The sequence below is a fragment of the Microcoleus sp. FACHB-SPT15 genome (assembly GCF_014849525.1).
Lineage (GTDB): Bacteria > Cyanobacteriota > Cyanobacteriia > Cyanobacteriales > Coleofasciculaceae > Symplocastrum > Symplocastrum torsivum.
Window position 1 is genome coordinate 113,664 of record NZ_JACJNU010000059.1, and the last position, 16,977, is coordinate 130,640.

Here is a 16,977-nt window from a genome sequence, read left to right on the forward strand (position 1 = left end):
CCCTTCCCGCTTACCCCAGCGATCTCACTCCACCATTCGAGCCAAATGAGCGCTCGCACTACAGGATGAGGGAGTTATCGCCCTTTCACCCCTACCGTTCGAGCCAAATGAGCGAACGCATAACTTTTTCAGATGTTGGGTTTCGTACCTTAACCAAATTCAGTTTAATTGTCTATCGGTCAACCATTGACTTAATCGAGGAAAACTCTGAATCGCTTCACCGACTAAGGCTACTGGTTGCGTAGCAGGCTCAATATTTATCTCTTCTCGCAACCAGTTGATGAATTGATCACGGAAGGGATTATCCTCCCGGCTCATTTCTATGTACATTTCTATTCGTTCATTAGTGAAACGCTCAATAGGGGTCTGTTGCGAGCTAGGATTATCTAAATACCGCTCCCAAGAAGCAATCCAATCATAAATGGCACCCGTATCGTAGGGAAGAAGAGATAGAAAGTCTCGAAAATTAGATGCAAACACTGCATTGGGAGTGCCTTCACTATCCAACCATACAATAGGTTGCTCTTGTAAGGAGACGCTGTCATTATATTTCCAAAAACACATTAATGAGTGGCTTTTCTGTATACCAATAACTGTGAAGTAAGGTTCAGCTTCTGATTTCAACAAAGAAGTCAAAAGTTTATTCCCATTTTCTACGTCCTCAAAATCACAAAATAGTCCCTCTACTGTTCTGCAAAATTCAAAAAAACGTTGTAAATCTTCCATTTGATCTAAGGGCTGGTTGGTCATAGTAATCTCCTTAATTCTTTAGACTTTCCATATCTTGACTTGCAATTTGATTTTCACCACTTAAGACATTGGTTCGGATCTTATTGATTAAGTCATTCTTTTCTTTCTGGGTAATATTTAAGGCATCGATGTCATCCCAGACAGAATTAGTGTTACCACGTCCTACAACACCTCTCATTGCGTCAACATCAGCAGCGAGTTCAACTTTCATTAAATCGACCACGATGTCACGTTTTTTCTGATTTGCCTTAACACCAACTAATTTGTTAGTAGCTTTATTGATAAAAGAATCTTTAGTCTGACCGCCCTTGGGACCATAGGTTCTACCTTCCTTATGACGGTTTTCATGCAAGTTAATTGCATACCCTTGACGAGCTCTACCTGCCGCTCGACGCACCATATTGCCACTTGCATTGACGACGAAAAAGTCCTGTTCTGCAGCCCATTCAAGAATAGCTGCCTGGGGTTGGTGGTCGGGTGTGAGTTGGTCGCCATGGGGGTTAGGCATGCCAGAGTATGTTGCGGTCAATCCTTCTAATAGATAACTATCTATTATCTTACCGACATCTCGATCTCCAGCCAGGAGTTCCCGCAGCTTTTCTGCAAGTACCTTATTTTTCTCTAGTAGTTCCCTTTGCTTGCTGTTCTGTGTTGCAGTGTCCTTTTTCTTCTCCGTTGCATTTACTTCTGTAACCACCGGTTCGATGGCTTGCTTCAAGTAGCTACGGATCTCTACAATCAACTTTCCTTTAGGTGATTGAGGCTTAACATCATATTCGTTTGTATAGAAATCCAGGAAATCATAGATAGATCTTGGTGTACTGGCAACGATAAGTGTTGGTTGCCCACCCCGATCTTCGTAGTAGATGGAGTGAGATTCGCCATTACCTGCATTAAATGGTTCTTTTACGCCAAAAAACTCAGCTAATTTACTATCTTGATCGCCAAAGTAATGGAATAGTTGTTGCATCGTCTGAGCTAGTACTTGCTCTGCAGCCTCGGCTTGATTATCTGCTTGTTCAGCCTCGCTTACTGCCTGATCGTTGGGTTTTTGTTTAGCTTCTTGGATTTCTTTAGCTGCTTCCTGGGCTTCTTTCTGAGTATTACCCAGGTGTTGACGAGCTGTTGCCAACAACGTCTTAGCCTGTGGACGTTTGTCTTCTGCTAGGGTGTCTAACTTCCCGTCCCACTCGTTCAGCTTCGCCTCTACAGAACCAGGTGAACTGGCAACCATCACTGTGACTGAAGTTCCTTGAGTAGTAATCCACAGACGATGGCTCTCACTTTCGGCATTGAAATTGATTGTTTTGCCAACTTCAGTGTCCTTGAGTTTGCTGCCCTTTTGCTCCTTATTACCCTTCTTATCCTTTCCAAAACCAAACTTCTTACCAACATCCTGAAGCTTTTTCTTGCCACGTTCTTTCAAGTCTTGAAGCTTAGCTTTACCCTTCTCCTTCAAATCTTTAACTTTCTTCACACCCCGGTCTTTCAAATCTTTTGCCTTAGCCGCACCTGCTTTAAACTTTTGTCCAACTTTAGATCCGCTCAGTTTCTTCGCCGCCTTCACAGCCTGAGCAATCAACCAATCGATCGCCTTATCAATCGGCGCACGCACCGTCTTAATAACTCCCTCAATCTTCTCGCTGATGCCACCTAAGCCCAACAGACTCGCCATAAAGCTGATTACCACGGGTAGCGATGTACCCAGGGCATTCTCAATCAACTTCGCCGCCCCACCGACAGCACCCGACGCGATCGCTGCCACCGACTCAGTAACCGCACTCACCAACTCAGCAATCTGACTGCCACGCTCAATAAAGAACATGATGATGTCATAAATCGCCTTACACGCTCTGACAAACGCACTAGCTGGGTTCAACAAACTCAGAACCCACATCACCCCAGCCTTAATCACGCTCTCCACCACGAAGGTTTGGATAGTGTCAATCACCATCGCCTTCAAGTCGCCAATCTTATCCTGGATGAACTGCCACAGACCCCCAACTCCTTCATTCTTCAAGATGACGAACATCTCAAAGCTTGATTCCAGGGCAGTGAACATCTTCTCTCCGTTCTTGCCCAATGCCTTGATGACTCGTGACTTGATGCCGTCATAAACCACACCCAGAACCTGCATCACGAGGCTAAAGATGCCCTTGAGGTCAAAGTTCTCTGGCATCGTAATGCCTGCCCCTGCTAAAGCACCCGTTAGGAAAGCTAGCATCCCCTTCTTGAGATGCTGCGAGATATTGCCAGCAAAGTTCTGGAAGCCTTGCTTGATTCCGGAAATCAGGTTCCCCAAGAAACCAATGGGGTCTTTGATAATCTTGTCAATCGCACCTGCGGCTTTTGCCAACACGCCCATCAGCATATCTTTCAATTGCATGATGGTTTGGATTGTCCCAGCGATCGCGTCCTTGGCTTTGTCCACCAAGCCGCGATTTTCCGCCTTCATTTGATTGATGCGGTCATCCAGTTGCTTGAGGTTGTCGTTATACTTCTGTGCCAGCGAGTCAATCAACTCATCTTGCTTGTTATCGACACTAGTCTCTAGCTCATCAAACTTACCTTGAATATTTTGCGCCGCTTCCTGCCCCACTTGCCGGAGGGATGGGTCTAAACCAGCAACGTACTTCTGGATTTCCTGCCTGCCATTAGCAATCTCTGTTTTGGCGGCATTTAGCTTTGTTGAGACTAAGTTGGAAATCTGGTCAATGGTTTTTCCCATGCTAGCAAGGTACAGTTCCTTGCCTTTTTGGTAGAAGACATTCACCTCGCTGGGCATACCCATTGCTTTGTCCTTGAGCCATTTTGCCCAGCCTGTTGCCCCACTGTAGCGTTGCTCTTTGTAGAGCTTCATTTGCTGGTCAACGTGATTCTCGAACAGGGTTTTGGCAGCCCCTGCCCCCTGATCGAACTGGGTATTGACATCTGTATCTAGCTGACTGAGCGCCGTTTCGACTTTCTGCTTGGTGGTGTTGTAGATTCCTTGAATGTGGTTAGCAACCTCAGCGCGTTTTTGCTCATCTTGCCCTTTGGCTTCGCTCTGGTTGCCCAGCACCTGCGCCAAGATCTTCTCCTTGCTACCGTGCATTCCCTCCAACTGTGTAGAAGCGGTAGCCTGCGCTTGGGCTTGCGCCTGCGTCAACGTTGCCTGCTCTTGCTGGCGATAATCTTGTGGTGCTTTAGTGGCATCAGCCTGAGCTGTATTCTTGGCGGCTAAAGCTCCCTGGAATTCTGGCTGGTTTGATGTTTTGAGTTGTTCCTCAGTGACATCGGCAGAAGCCATCTGCTCGTCAATGGATTTGCTGCCCTCTTGCAAAGACACCTCAGAGCCATCCTTGGGCTTGGGTGCAGCTTCAGCCGCACCGACATCTCCAGGTTTTGCGCCAGCCGGGTTGGGTGGCAGTGGGGTAACGGGTTTGGGGGTGATGCCGTTGGTATTGAGTGGTTCTTTGGTTTTCTCTTCAACTGGCCCAGAGGCTTGCTTTTTCTCCTCTGTAACCTTCGAGGACACCTCACCCTTCACTGAGTCGATTTTGTTGTTTTCTTTGAACTTGTCCGCTTCTTCGAGGGTTTGGGGAGTAATGGCAGCAATCTTTTGCATCAGCGCTGCTTTAAAAGCCCCAGCATTGAATTGTCCAGGCTTCTGCTGGTTCATCTCCTGAACCTTCTTGTCCTGGGCTTTGCTTTCTACCTCATTAGCGGGTGGTTGGGCAGCGGATTGTGCTTCATTTGTCTTAGTCTTAGCGGGAGGATGGGCTTTTTGCTGTGAGGCTATACCCTGAGTTTTGTTAACAACTGCCTGGAAAGCGGGGTCGCCTTGGGGAGAGCCGGGAGCTTGCTTTAGCTGTATTGCTTCGCCAGTTGGGGATTTAAAAGAGAATGCAGGGCTAATTTTAGCCTGGAGGGTTTCTTTATTTGAGCGCATAGTGACAGGTTTTTGCTGGAGTCTCTTCGCTCCCGTCTGCTGCACCACATGAGTCAACTCATGAGCCGTCAAGTCAGAAATTGTAGGAGACTTCCCTGCCCCGTAGTAAATATCACTGCCATGAGTAAACGCCTGCGCTCCCAAATCCTTGTTCATCTGGACGGCAGTCGAGTCCGTATGCACCCGCACCGAGCTAAAATCAACACCAAAGCGAGGTTCCATGTGCGATCGCACGTCATCAGCTAAAGGACTCCCCCCGCCCTTACTGCTACTCAGCTTATTCTCCAAGTCGCTACCCGCCTCAGCGTTACCATCTGCCACTGCCCGTTGCAGCAACGACTTGGGTTGAATCGGTTCCTCTTGCTCCTCCGTTTGGCGCTGAACCAAGGGAGTGATAGAAGCTGCCAAGGGCGACCTTTGCACCAGTGGATCTTGCTCTTCCTCCTCACCCTGACGCTGAACTAACCCTGAGTTAGCCGTTGGTGCGCTCATAGACATCACCTGAGCCGCCACCGAATCAGCTTCCTGCTCGTACTTATCCCCTGGCTGCCCAACAACAACCTTAAGCTGAATCCGCTGCATTTGAATCGGTTCTTCGTCTACCTCTGCCTCCTGGCGTTGGATGATACCTAGCTGAGGCATCATTTGAATCGGCGACTCGTCTTCCTCTTGCGGCAAGCGTTGCAGCATAGCCAGTTGAGGCTGCATCTGAATCGGTTCTTCTTCCAACGATTCCCGTTGAATGCGTGGAGTGAGCAAGCCTAGTTGGGGCATCATCTGAATCGGCTCTTCTTCAAATGATTCCCGTTGAATGCGTGGGGAGAGCAAGCCCAGTTGAGGCATCATCTGAATCGGCTCTTCTTCAAATGATTCCCGTTGAATTGGGTTGCCTACAGGCGGAGCCATTATCTTGTCCCGTTCTACCACCGAGTCAGATTCCTGCTCGTCCTGCTGCTCTTCTGACTGTTCGTTGATGGGTTGCTGCTGAATTACCGCAGGCGTTTGGCTCTGTACCTGCACTCGACTAAAGTTGTGACCAAAGCGGGCTGCTGTGTCTAGCTGAGTTTGTAAGTCTGGGGGTTGGTGTAACGAGTCGATCGCGTCAGCCGATTCTTGCTCTGGCTCTAAGGAAGGGCGCGACTGAAATAAGCCCGTCTGCACAGGCGAAGAGGACGGGGACGGAGCTTTGGAAAGATTTTGCAGTCGGGTATCCATAGCCAACGAGAGCCTCTCAGCCTAGAGCGGTGATTTCATAGTAGTGTGGATTATCCGCCCCAAACAGTAGCCGAAAGGCGAATAAATATTAACAAGCATTAGACCCAACCTTTCACTTCAGCGTCAGTTAGGGGTCTTTCCAACTTGACATATTCACTTTGAGCTGCCTGCAACAGGTGTTTCATCCCTACGGGTTCCCCAGCATCCGCCGCAAAAAAGGCAGCATTTAGTGCAATATTGCGGATATTCCCACCCGCGACATTCAATTTCGCCAGCTTCTTCACATCCAAATCCTCCGTGGGCGTTTGACTGGGAAAGATGCGCTGCCAAATCTCCGCCCGTTGGCTGGCATCTGGGAAGGGGAAGCGGACAATAAACCGGATGCGGCGCAGAAAGGCGGTATCCAGGGCATCCTTCAAATTAGTTGTTAAAATTGCCAACCCTCGATAGGCTTCCATCCGCTGTAACAGGTAGCTGACTTCCATATTGGCGTAGCGATCGTGACTATCTTTTACATCAGAGCGCTTACCAAACAAGGCATCGGCTTCATCAAACAGCAGAATTGCCCCACCCGCCTCTGCTGCATCAAATACGCGCCGCAGGTTCTTTTCCGTTTCCCCAATGTACTTGCTAACAACGGAACTTAAGTCAATGCGGTAAAGGTCGAGTCGCAATTCACGAGCGAGTACGTCCGCTGCCATTGTTTTGCCCGTACCACTGGCTCCCGCAAACAGGGCACTAATGCCTAATCCACGCCCACTCTTGCCAGCAAACCCCCAGCCTTCATATACCTTGGCACGTTGCCGGACGTGAGCGGCAATGTCCCGCAAAACCTGACGCTCTCGCTCTGGTAATACTAAGTCATCCCAAACGGCAGAAGATTCAATATGTTGAGCTAGATCATTCAGGCGGGGGCGAGATTGAGAACGGCAGGTATCCCACAAAATAGTGCTGAGTTCTGTTGGCGTAGCGGGGGGTAGCCCATGCTGAGTGCTGAGTGAGGAGTCGATGCTGAGTGCTTCATGAGCTTGCCGTCCCAGAGCTTCAGTGCAAATCGCGTGAATAGTAGGGGCGCTAAGGTTGAAATGGGAAACTAATGTCTCTACCTGCCCATTGAGACTGGATGTTGCCGCACCCAAGGTAGACTGCCAAAGCATACGCTGCTCGTTCGTACTGGGTGGCTGAACATCAAACGTGATGAGGGGACGCAAACGCGATCGCCTTCTTTCTCGACTGGTAAGAATTAGCGGAGAGGAAATGCTCTCACTCAACTGCGCGATCGCATTTTCTCGTACCGCATCACTTAGATCCAACTCATCACAATCTAATAACAGCGCACTCGCTCTCAGCCAATATTCCCGCTCCCATAGCTGTTTTAGTTGATTGAGTTCACTAAAATTGAGCGGAATCGCTACACCGTTAATCACATTCAACTTCAACCCAACCAGTTCACAAGCTGCCGATGTGATCGCTCGTTTACTAGCCGTTTCCTCACCACATAACTGAACAAGTGGCAAGCCCGATATCCCTGATGCTTGTGACCATGTTGCTGCCAGTTGCTCTGCCAACCGCTGATGCGACGACACCAACTCTCCTGACTTCGGCAACGGCTCAATAATCGCAGCTAATCGCTCATCTAGATATTGCAAACCTGTGAGATGGTGCAGAATACGCTCGTCAATCCTTAAAGGACTAAGAGTGAGGGCACTGCCTGTCCCAACTTCAATCATTCGCCATCGACGTAAGGGAGACGCAGGCATCAGCGCCTTCCACTGTGGTGTGCTTGAAGTTGCTAGCGCCAGACTGAAGGTAGGATAGGTACGCTGTGAGTCTCCCTGAGCAGCAGCGCACAAAGCTGGAAAAGATGCATCCAGTTCCATGCCAGCACACAACAGCAGTACATCACGCTCAAAAGACGACAGACCAAAGATGGTGCAGAGTTGCTCCAATGCGGGTGCAGGCAGAGAAGGATAGGGAAAATCTAGTTTCAAATTCTCCCCTTGTGTGCCTGTGTCTCTCCCCGCCTGACGTTCTAGCACCTCACGCACCAAAGCGATCGCCTGCATCAAGTAATGCTGGTTCGCTTCACGCCAATTTGTAGATTCCGTGTACGCTGGTGCAGTCATAACAATTCCCCTACGTCCCCTCTTGAAGGGACTGAATCAAGTTTTGCAAATACTTGAGCGCTTCATCTGGAGACATCAGTAGCGCCTTTCCCTGCCGGAGAATTTCGTACTGACCCTTGTGATACCCATGACCCGCAATCAACCCCAACTTCACCGCTTGATTCCCTACTTCAGTGAGCTGGTTCCAGCTAATGCTTTCCAGTTCCAGATTAATACGTTGCTTGAGCGAATCTTCATTCATGATGTTCTGTTTCTTAATAAAGCGGCTTTAGACAAGCGAAACCCTCGGACTGATGTACCAACCCTGAGTTGGACTACCCTCAGTGTTATCCACCTCCAACTGGCTCTCTGCTCCATCAATCTGTAAGCGCACTAGATACTCTCCAGGTTTTACATCCTGAAAAGGAACTGTCACCGATTGCGTTTCTGTATCCCGTCGCTCGGCATCGAAAATATAAGCGGTAGGATTAGCCGTTGACCATTCATTGAGCGTCAAAACTACCCGTTGCTGACGACCAACCGTGAAATCGACCTGAATGCTCAACAATCCTGAACGTGGATCGTCATCAGTTCCCTCCATCTCTGAGACACTAATTTCAGTAATAGTGGGACGTAAGACAAAGGGTGCGGCATTGGACTCAGCGCCTCGCCGTCCGCGAGTCGCTCCCGGTTCTGGAGTAATCGAGATGGGGTGAATCACTTGGAGACTTTGTACCCCTGCTCGTAAGGTATTGGCTGGCAAGCTAGAAAGAGGAAGAGTAATCTGAGTTGAACTAACTTCGGGGGGAGTCACCTCAACGCCACAAATGCGAACCTGGGTGAAGCTGTTTCCTTTAAGTTGCTTTCCTTGAATGAGTAGGGTACTATTCGCTCGAATCGCGTCAAAGCGACCCGCTTGGGAAATCACCTGTTCAACTAGTGGCTGACTGGCAAACGGAGCAAAGGAAGCTGCTCGGCGATCGCGTACTGGTAAAGCTCGTTGGGGAGCCTCTTGCCCCTCAATCAGCACCACGAGTATCTTGTAAGCGATCGATAGGACATAGGGAGTCTGGAAAAACACCGTCCAAGTCTTGGAGAGGTCTTCCAAATTCAGATCCATCGGTACAATGCTCATCTGCTGGATTTGGTCAGCCAGATTAGAATCCCTTAAGAATATGAACGTGGAATCCTCACAGGTACTACGAATCATGTCTTGGGTAATCACCCGCCGATCGTTGAGGGTGCGGACAACGCTACCCAGTAGGCGCTGCGGGATTAACTCGTTGTCGTTCCCGTAGAAACTCATCATGTAGTAGAGGTCGAGAGCGGCTTGGCGTTTTGTTGGGTTTCCCTTGGAGCGAAAGGGCGTGGCATCTATATTATTTAATGCTGGATTGGTGATGACCTGATAGAGAAAAATATTGACACCCGTTTCCGGTGTGCCGTTACCGATATCACTGGGTCGCAGGGTTGTCGTTCTTGCGCCCTCCACGTCAGTCTGCACCGCAACTTGGAGAGTTCTCTGTAGGGTGGCTGTAACAGTGGCGATCGCTAAGTGGTTGCTCATAAAAGGCGGAAGGCAATAGGCAGAAGGAGGAGAGAAAGCAGAACGAACGCAGCCTTCTCGATTAGGCTGAAACAAGACCCAGTTTGAGGGCGCGTACAATTGCCTGGGTACGGCTAGTTACTCCTAATTTTTCAAAAATTGCGGTCAGGTGAGCTTTAACAGTAGCAACGGTAATGTGAAGCTGTTGGGCAATGGTTTCGTTAGAGGCTCCCTGGACTAACCAGTGTAAAACTTCCTGCTCCCGTTCGGTTAGGTTAGCTGAATGACAGGCTTCGAGCGATCGCCCTGCGTAAAAATGAAATAAACGGAAAAAGCCAGCCGCAACTTCTGGAGACAAGTACACCTCATTGTGGAGGACAGTTGCGATCGCACCACATAGTTGTGTCGAGAGATTCTGCTTGAAAACATAACCACTCGCTCCTGCCTGCATGGCACGAAAGACCCATTCATCTTCCTGGTGAGCCGATAAGACGATGACTTTACCAGATTGAGTCAAGTCCCGTCGTCTAGCAAGAAAGCTAATGCCATTATCAGGAGGCAACTCTAAATCCAGCAACGTCAAGGCAGGCGACTGTTCTACCGTTAAGCTCAATGCTTGCTCCACTGAAGCCGCATGACCGACAACATTAAACTGCATGGCTCCGTTTGTACTGTAGAAGTCTAACAGCGTCTGCACACCTTGACGGAAACGCGGGTCATCATCGACTAAAAGAACAGAAATCAGTTGTGATGCACTCACTTTCATCACGCCTCCCAAGCTTATAGTTACAACAGAACCCTCTAGGCAGATCGGGGTAAGGTGATGGAAAACTGCGCTCCGCCCTCAGGCAAATTGTCAGCCCAGATACTACCTTGATGGTCTAGGACAATTTTCTTTGCGATCGCTAAACCTAACCCAGTTCCCCCAGGACGGCGAGAATAGAAAGGGGTAAACAGTTCTTTCACGTCCTCGGCAGATAATCCCGAACCTTTGTCACAAATTTCAATTAAAACTTCTGAACAAAAGGCTTGCCAGCGACAGGTTACTACTGCTCTCGGCGGACTAAACTGTACGGCATTACTGAGAAGATTGCTCAAAACCTGCTTGATCTGCCAGCGGTCTACCTTAAGCTTTAAGGGAGTTACTGGGTAGTCTATCCGCAATTGTTTTTGCTGTATCCAAGGCTGCAACCCGGCAATACTCTCTTCCAAAATTTCCCGCAAATCGTAGTAGTCCAGTTGCAAACGCGATCGCAGTCCGCAGTTGGTCAATTGAGTTAGGCTGACACTCACTTCATCCACCGTTTCTCGGATGCTTTGGGCTTGAGAGCGTAGTTGTCCTAGGGGCAAACTGAGAGAAAGTAAGTCGGCATGAAGGGCAATCAGCGCTAGTGGACTACGAAGTTGATGCTCAGTTTTTTGGAGCGTCTGCTCTAAAAGTTGAATGCTTCTCGACTGGCGGGAACGCTCTTGATAAGTATCCAGGTGATGCCTGAATATCCGAGCTTGCTGCTCGATACAGTACTGCTGGAGTCGAGATAAAGGCTCAGATGACCAGATTAAGAGATATTCAGGATCTGCTGGCTGTTGAGTATAATTGCAGACATAGGTTTTCCAGTCCAAATCTAACGCCAGTTCAGAGAGCTTGAAAGCGGACAAGGAATCGTCCCACCATTGCTCTGATTCCAAGTAAGCAATAATGGCGGGAACAAAGCAAGGGGTTCCTCGCTCGTAATAAGCGACCCGCTGATATTTCCCTGTTTCAGGACAACGAAAAACTCCCCAAGCCGCCACTACAGGTAACTGTGCTGCCAACTCATCAAGGTAGAACTGATAAGTTGTTTGAAGATGCATCAATGAAGACGGTAAAGATACATCAAGAGCTGCTGGAATCCTCCACTGTGACTCAACCCGCATAGAGTGCTACCAAATCTAATTAGACATATCAAAATCAACTGGCTTCGTCTGCTGACTCAACCAGACTATCGCTTTTAAAAAGCTCAGGAGTTGTCCGACATTGTTCTCCCGACAGATAAATTCAGGAGCAGAATGCTCCTGTTCTGCGGCGGTTTTACGGAAGCAGCTAGAAATTTAGAACTTAAGTATAGTGGCAGGAAACAGCGATCGCACTTAATTGAAACATTCTTTTAAAAGTCTCTAATCGAGTCAGACTCGTCCCTATAAAGTTTCGACTAAAGTCTAATAACCAAGCGGCTTTTACCTCTTTAATCTAGGCTTGAGTAGCTTATCCCCCAAGTCTATGATTCCTGCTGTTGTTCAGACGTTGGCAGAAATTTTGTCTAACGGCACTTCTTTAATCAGCAAGGAACTAATCGACTTCAGCCATCCTCAAATTCACCCAAACGTCAGACCAGCCCTCAACCTTTACTGTTACGATGTCCGGGAAAGCAGCCTAATCCAATCTTTAGGTCATCAATCACTGAGGATTGACTCGAAGCCATTACTCGACATTCCAGAACCTGATTCACCTCGCTGGTTCGATTTGTCGTTTTTAATTAGTGCCTGGGACTGTACGGCTTTAGGTGAACAGCGTCTACTTTCAGAAGCGCTACAAATGCTCTTGAATTACCGCGTTCTTCCAGAGGAAGCATTAGCACCAGGGTTGAGGGGGCATGGTGCGCTACCAATACAGGTTTCCACCAGAGCCTTGGTGGATATTACCGCGCTTTGGAGGGCTTTGGGGGTTCCCCTCCGTCCCGCCCTACACGTAACGGTCGCCGTTCCGTTTACCTGTCGAGCCTCGACATCCCCCCAGGCGGCTTTCCGGGCAGTTAGACCTGGCACAAACGGATCTAGGGCATTACAGTTACCTCCCTAAGGTGGACGTACAGCAAATGTCACCCGATGTCAAGTTACAAACCGCCCAATTTAGTAGTTCTTAACCCAATTCCCAACGGAGGATAGTCAAGCATGGCACTAGATTACTTTGCTCCTGGGGTCTACGTCGAAGAGGTAGACCGTGGTAGTCGCCCAATCGAGGGCATCAGCATGAGTGTTGCTGGGTTTATCGGCTTCACCGAAGATGTCCGGGGTGATGCCGAGATGTTTAAGCCGATGATGGTCACCAACTGGAGCCAGTATCTGGAGTACTTCGCCAAACCAGGCTCCGATGGGTACACCGATTTCAACGCCTATTTGCCCTTCTCCGTCCAAGGCTGGTTTATGAATGGAGGTGGTCGCTGTTGGGTAACGAGTATCGGCACCAAGCTACCTGGAGCGAACCCTCCATCACTGGAAGAAACTGGCATTAAACTGATCAGTTCCGGCAATCGCCCCTCGTTGCACTTCGGCATCAGGCAGATAGAGGGTAATGATGACAACTCAACCCTTGCTCTCCCTGGAGGAGATCAAGGACGCCTCAAGGTATCCGTAGTTGAAAGTGAACCCAAACCTCTCCCAGACGATGCGCCCGACGATGTTACACCTCCTTTAAACACAGGTGAATTCTTCAGTGTCATTGTCAGTCAAGGAGATGAAGTCCTTGAACGCTACGACCACTTGACAATGGGGGTAAAACGGCACAACCCAGATGAGCCGAACAATCCCCAGATTGATGTCGATACCCAGGTCGCCGATTATGTCGTGACGGCACTCCAGGATTCGGAATACATCACAGTAACTGACATCTCGCCACTGGGACACAGCCTATCCCGACGACCCGGTTTGGGAGCGTATGAATTAGTTCCTCCTCCTTATATCTCTAGTCCAGAGAACTTCTCACGAGACTTGCAAGGGCAACGCGATGACCGCACGGGCACTCAAGGGATTTTTGAGATTGACGAAGTCGCCATGATTGCTTGCCCAGACCTGATGCGAGTCTACCAAGCTGGTTTGATGAATTTAGAGCAGGTTCACGGCGTCATGGAAATGATGCTGAGCCTCTGTGAAAACTCCTTCCCTGGCCCAGCCTATCGGATGGCGGTTTTAGATACCCCTCCGGTCAAAATCGGCAAAGATGAGAATCGTGCAGTTCCTCCCGAACAGCAAAAGCCTCAACACGTCGCTCAATGGCTTAAGGACTTTAACCGCCGTTCCATGTTTGGCGCACTCTACTACCCGTGGATTAAAGTCGCCAATCCCCGCAACGCAGGACGTCCGATTATGGTGCCACCCTGCGGTCACATGATGGGTATTTGGTGCCGCACGGATGAATCCCGTGGGGTATTCAAAGCACCTGCCAATGAAACACCGCGTGGTGTAATTGGTCTAGCTTACGAAACCAATATGCGGGAGCAAGAACTCTTGAACCCCATAGGTATCAACTGTATCCGTAACTTCGCCAACTACAACCGAGGCTACAAAGTTTGGGGCGCTCGTACCCTAGTTGAGCCAGACAACATTCAGTGGCGCTACATCAGTGTCCGCCGCTTGCTGAGCTACATTGAGAAGTCCATTGAGATTGGTACGCAGTGGGTTGTGTTTGAACCGAATGATATGGATCTTTGGGAGCGAGTCAAGCGGACAGTCACTAGCTTTTTGGAGCGACTCTGGCGTGAAGGGGCTTTATTTGGCGGTTCACCGGCTGAAGCGTTCTACGTTAAATGCGATGGGCAACTCAATACCCCCGAAACCATGATGATGGGTCGGTTGTATGTTGAAGTCGGTGTTTGCCCAGTGCGCCCAGCAGAATTTGTGATCTTCCGGGTTAGCCAGTGGGCACCGAATCAGTAACAGGGGAAGCAGGGGGAGAACCTATTTTTTCCCTTTTCCGAATGGCACTTTAGTTAAGGAAGATGGAGAAGGTGGGGAAGAAATTACTCCCCTATCTCCCTTAACTAAGCGTCATTCCCCCTTTTCCTTCTTTTATCTTGAGGATTTAAGTATTTACGAGGAGTAGCAATTATGCCTGAGTTAAGACCACTCCCTACTAGTCGTTTCTACGTGGAGTTTGATGGCATCACGGAGAAGATGATCAAAAGCGTGACGGAGGTAAAATTCACAGGACAAACAGCAGGACACGAAAAACCCCTAGCATCTACAAAAGCTGGAAAAACACTGTGGCAGTCCACGTCATCAGGATTTGAAGAAAATCCCAACGTTACCATTGAAGTGTATCTGATTGAAGGAGACATGGACTTCTACAACTGGATAAAATCGGTGATGCCCAAAAGTGAAGGGGGAGATGGACAGTGGACAGGCAGCCGTAAAAACGGTTCAATCGTTGGTTACGATAGCAGCGATACAGAAATTTTGCGTTGGAATCTAACGAATGCTTGGCCGAAGTCTTATAAGGTTTCAGAATGTTCATCTGAAAGCAAAGACCTTGCCATTGAAATTGTTGAAATTGTCTGCGAACAAATTAACCGAGCGAAATAGTAACTAGACAGATTGAATAAGGAGGTAACCTATGGCATCTGGAGAAATTCTCGCCTGTTCCAAGTTTTATTTTCAGTTGGATGGCTTGGATGATTTGGTTGTTAAAAAAGTTAGTGGAGTAGAAGTCGCGCTACAAACGGCTGGAGATACAAAATCGTTTGGGGTGGGTAAAGGAGGAAAAAGCCGAATTCAGGCTACTGTTACTGGGGTAGAGAATAAGAAAATAACTGTGGAGTTTGTCTCTACAGTTGAAGACGATAGACTGATGAAATGGTTCCACGACTCCCACTCAGAGCCAATCAGTGGAGGTGGTACGGCGACCAAAGGAGAACGGAAAACAGGCTCTCTCATTATGTACAACCAAGGGGGTGATGAGGCGATTCGTTATAATTTCACGGGAGTTATGCCTGCAAGCTATAAGTCAACGAAAATGGAAGCAGGTAGTACAAACCTAGCAACAGAAACCCTAGAGTTTGTCTACGAGAATCTTCATCGGGTGAAGTAGCTTAGTAATGTGAATTCACCACTAATCGTGTCCTAATTCAACAGGGAGTAAAGCTGTGGCAGAAAAAACTTATGAAGTTCTCTCTAACGCTCGCTTTTACCTGGAAATTCATGTCGATGGTAGTGACGATCGCATAGATGGCTATTTCATGGAGTGCCAAGGGTTCAAGCGTACTCAGGAAGTAGCAGAGATTTGTGAGGTAACTCCCCAAAAATGGGGAAAAAATGGCACCAGCAAGGGGCGCGTTGTCCGTACCAAACTTCCCGGTAATGTCAAAAGCGAGAATATCATCCTGCGTCGAGGGCTAACCATCTCGAAGGTAATTTGGGATTGGTTTGCGGAAGTCGAGGCAGGAAAATGGTCGGAACAACGCAGAGATGGAGATATCACTATCTACACTCAGGGTGCGGAAGAAGCTGCCAGGTTTCGCTTCCAAGGCGCTTGGCCGACGAGTTACAAACTCTCTGACTTTAAGGCGGGTAGCGGTGAGTTTGAAATTGAAGAGTTGGAGTTAGCTGTTGATGAATTTATACGGGTCAAGTAACACTAAATGATTCAGACAGAATTTGAGTTTACTTTGCCCAAAGGCTATCTCGATGACGAGGGAAATCTACACAGAAAGGGAGTGATGCGACTAGCACGGGCAATGGATGAAATCGTCCCACTACGCGATCCGCGTGTAAAATCCAATCCCGCCTACGCAACCGTGATTATCCTCTCACGGGTAATTACTCGCTTGGGCGCTTTGGACGAGGTTACGCCCCTGATTGTTGAACGGTTTTTTGCCTGTGATTTGAATTATCTGCAAAAGTTTTATCGCCAGATCAACGAACTGGAGACTGACCCAACCCAAGCCAATACAACGCCAGAATCAGCTCCCCAACTACCTACTTAAATACCCATGAACAGTTGCTCACTAACGTTGCGATGAAAATCCCTCTCCCCTACCACCTACAACCTAACCCCTAACACCTATTTTCAGATTAGGTCAATGCTTCCATGTCTAGCCGGAGCGTCTTTATTACGGAATTTGATTTTATCCTGCCAAGAGGTCTAGTCGATGAGGCAGGCGTTGTTCATCGTCAGGGGGTGATGCGGCTAGCGACGGCAAAAGATGAACTGATGACCCAAAAAGATAGGAGGGTGAAAAATGACCCCGCCTACAGCACGTTGGTAATCCTGGCACAGGTGATTTCGAGTCTGGGAAGTCTGACGACTGTCACGCCTGAGATATTAGAAAATTTATTTACCCAAGACCTCGCTTATTTACGAGAACTTTACAATCGCCTCAACCAGCAGGATTCATCGTCTCAGCCTGTTCAGTGTCCTGAATGCTCCCATCAGTTTGAGGTGGAGTTTGCCCTGTCGGGGGAGTCATAAGCTACCCCTTAGCTCAACTGTATGAGGAGGTAGCTTATATGGCTCTAAACGCTCACTGGTCTTTGACAGACATTTTGGATCTGGAACATACAGAACGCCGTCGCTGGGTTGCTGAGATTCAGAAAGCTCGACAGCAGATGGCTTAGTTAGAAATCAAAAGTCAATACGAGATTTTGGGCGATCGCAAAGCCTGTTTCTTTTGAACCTT

Annotated in this window: 15 protein-coding genes; 8 read left to right on the forward strand and 7 right to left on the reverse strand. The window is 48.6% G+C overall.

The features are described 5' to 3' along the window. Positions 1 to 159 precede the first annotated feature (159 nt). The 7 genes from H6F98_RS23460 to H6F98_RS23490 all read right to left on the reverse strand — a co-directional run bounded on the left by H6F98_RS23460 (position 160) and on the right by H6F98_RS23490 (position 11,464). On the reverse strand, positions 160 to 750 hold the full coding sequence (locus tag H6F98_RS23460; RefSeq protein ID WP_192221125.1) for a hypothetical protein: 591 nt from the start codon (positions 748 to 750) through the stop codon (positions 160 to 162). A gap of 10 nt (positions 751 to 760) precedes the next feature. Then, the gene (locus tag H6F98_RS32890; protein ID WP_199348837.1) at positions 761 to 5,896 is read right to left on the reverse strand and encodes a DUF4157 domain-containing protein; all 5,136 of its coding nucleotides are present in this window, start codon (positions 5,894 to 5,896) and stop codon (positions 761 to 763) included. 98 nt (positions 5,897 to 5,994) lie between these two features. Continuing rightward, positions 5,995 to 8,022, reverse strand: a complete 2,028-nt coding sequence (locus tag H6F98_RS23470) for an ATP-binding protein (RefSeq protein ID WP_192221126.1) — start codon at positions 8,020 to 8,022, stop codon at positions 5,995 to 5,997. Between the two features lie 10 nt (positions 8,023 to 8,032). Beyond that, the gene (locus H6F98_RS23475) at positions 8,033 to 8,263 is read right to left on the reverse strand and encodes a hypothetical protein (protein ID WP_192221127.1); all 231 of its coding nucleotides are present in this window, start codon (positions 8,261 to 8,263) and stop codon (positions 8,033 to 8,035) included. A 27-nt stretch (positions 8,264 to 8,290) separates the two neighbouring features. Further along, positions 8,291 to 9,568, reverse strand: coding sequence for a DUF4255 domain-containing protein (locus tag H6F98_RS23480; protein WP_192221128.1), 1,278 nt, complete (start codon positions 9,566 to 9,568; stop codon positions 8,291 to 8,293). A gap of 61 nt (positions 9,569 to 9,629) precedes the next feature. Beyond that, the gene (locus H6F98_RS23485) at positions 9,630 to 10,313 is read right to left on the reverse strand and encodes a response regulator transcription factor (protein WP_192221129.1); all 684 of its coding nucleotides are present in this window, start codon (positions 10,311 to 10,313) and stop codon (positions 9,630 to 9,632) included. Positions 10,314 to 10,348: 35 nt separating this feature from the next. Next, a complete protein-coding gene (locus tag H6F98_RS23490; protein WP_192221130.1) occupies positions 10,349 to 11,464 on the reverse strand; it encodes a sensor histidine kinase KdpD in 1,116 nt (371 codons plus the stop codon). 343 nt (positions 11,465 to 11,807) lie between these two features. Between H6F98_RS23490 and H6F98_RS23495 the strand changes: the two genes are divergently transcribed. From H6F98_RS23495 to H6F98_RS34505, 8 genes are all read left to right on the forward strand, one after another. Next, positions 11,808 to 12,386, forward strand: a complete 579-nt coding sequence (locus H6F98_RS23495) for a Pvc16 family protein (protein ID WP_192221131.1) — start codon at positions 11,808 to 11,810, stop codon at positions 12,384 to 12,386. A 92-nt stretch (positions 12,387 to 12,478) separates the two neighbouring features. After that, the gene (locus H6F98_RS23500; protein ID WP_192221132.1) at positions 12,479 to 14,239 is read left to right on the forward strand and encodes a phage tail sheath C-terminal domain-containing protein; all 1,761 of its coding nucleotides are present in this window, start codon (positions 12,479 to 12,481) and stop codon (positions 14,237 to 14,239) included. 171 nt (positions 14,240 to 14,410) lie between these two features. Then, on the forward strand, positions 14,411 to 14,884 hold the full coding sequence (locus H6F98_RS23505; RefSeq protein ID WP_192221133.1) for a phage tail protein: 474 nt from the start codon (positions 14,411 to 14,413) through the stop codon (positions 14,882 to 14,884). A gap of 31 nt (positions 14,885 to 14,915) precedes the next feature. Next, a complete protein-coding gene (locus H6F98_RS23510; protein ID WP_192221134.1) occupies positions 14,916 to 15,389 on the forward strand; it encodes a phage tail protein in 474 nt (157 codons plus the stop codon). A 55-nt stretch (positions 15,390 to 15,444) separates the two neighbouring features. Beyond that, a complete protein-coding gene (locus tag H6F98_RS23515) occupies positions 15,445 to 15,933 on the forward strand; it encodes a phage tail protein (protein WP_192221135.1) in 489 nt (162 codons plus the stop codon). A gap of 6 nt (positions 15,934 to 15,939) precedes the next feature. After that, on the forward strand, positions 15,940 to 16,284 hold the full coding sequence (locus tag H6F98_RS23520; RefSeq protein ID WP_192221136.1) for a hypothetical protein: 345 nt from the start codon (positions 15,940 to 15,942) through the stop codon (positions 16,282 to 16,284). 104 nt (positions 16,285 to 16,388) lie between these two features. Beyond that, a complete protein-coding gene (locus tag H6F98_RS23525) occupies positions 16,389 to 16,769 on the forward strand; it encodes a phage tail assembly protein (RefSeq protein ID WP_192221137.1) in 381 nt (126 codons plus the stop codon). A 17-nt stretch (positions 16,770 to 16,786) separates the two neighbouring features. Then, positions 16,787 to 16,915: a DUF6760 family protein gene (locus H6F98_RS34505; RefSeq protein ID WP_313929934.1), complete on the forward strand. Its 129-nt coding sequence runs from the start codon at positions 16,787 to 16,789 to the stop codon at positions 16,913 to 16,915. Positions 16,916 to 16,977: the final 62 nt, after the last annotated feature.

What these genes read in the sequence shown, in the direction of transcription:
- H6F98_RS23460 (WP_192221125.1), bottom strand. Translation starts at nt 750, where the DNA reads ATGACCAACCAGCCCTTAGATCAAATGGAAGATTTACAACGTTTTTTT.
- H6F98_RS32890 (WP_199348837.1), bottom strand. Translation starts at nt 5,896, where the DNA reads ATGGATACCCGACTGCAAAATCTTTCCAAAGCTCCGTCCCCGTCCTCT.
- H6F98_RS23470 (WP_192221126.1), bottom strand. Translation starts at nt 8,022, where the DNA reads ATGACTGCACCAGCGTACACGGAATCTACAAATTGGCGTGAAGCGAAC.
- H6F98_RS23475 (WP_192221127.1), bottom strand. Translation starts at nt 8,263, where the DNA reads ATGAATGAAGATTCGCTCAAGCAACGTATTAATCTGGAACTGGAAAGC.
- H6F98_RS23480 (WP_192221128.1), bottom strand. Translation starts at nt 9,568, where the DNA reads ATGAGCAACCACTTAGCGATCGCCACTGTTACAGCCACCCTACAGAGA.
- H6F98_RS23485 (WP_192221129.1), bottom strand. Translation starts at nt 10,313, where the DNA reads ATGAAAGTGAGTGCATCACAACTGATTTCTGTTCTTTTAGTCGATGAT.
- H6F98_RS23490 (WP_192221130.1), bottom strand. Translation starts at nt 11,464, where the DNA reads ATGCGGGTTGAGTCACAGTGGAGGATTCCAGCAGCTCTTGATGTATCT.
- H6F98_RS23495 (WP_192221131.1), top strand. Translation starts at nt 11,808, where the DNA reads ATGATTCCTGCTGTTGTTCAGACGTTGGCAGAAATTTTGTCTAACGGC.
- H6F98_RS23500 (WP_192221132.1), top strand. Translation starts at nt 12,479, where the DNA reads ATGGCACTAGATTACTTTGCTCCTGGGGTCTACGTCGAAGAGGTAGAC.
- H6F98_RS23505 (WP_192221133.1), top strand. Translation starts at nt 14,411, where the DNA reads ATGCCTGAGTTAAGACCACTCCCTACTAGTCGTTTCTACGTGGAGTTT.
- H6F98_RS23510 (WP_192221134.1), top strand. Translation starts at nt 14,916, where the DNA reads ATGGCATCTGGAGAAATTCTCGCCTGTTCCAAGTTTTATTTTCAGTTG.
- H6F98_RS23520 (WP_192221136.1), top strand. Translation starts at nt 15,940, where the DNA reads ATGATTCAGACAGAATTTGAGTTTACTTTGCCCAAAGGCTATCTCGAT.
- H6F98_RS23525 (WP_192221137.1), top strand. Translation starts at nt 16,389, where the DNA reads ATGTCTAGCCGGAGCGTCTTTATTACGGAATTTGATTTTATCCTGCCA.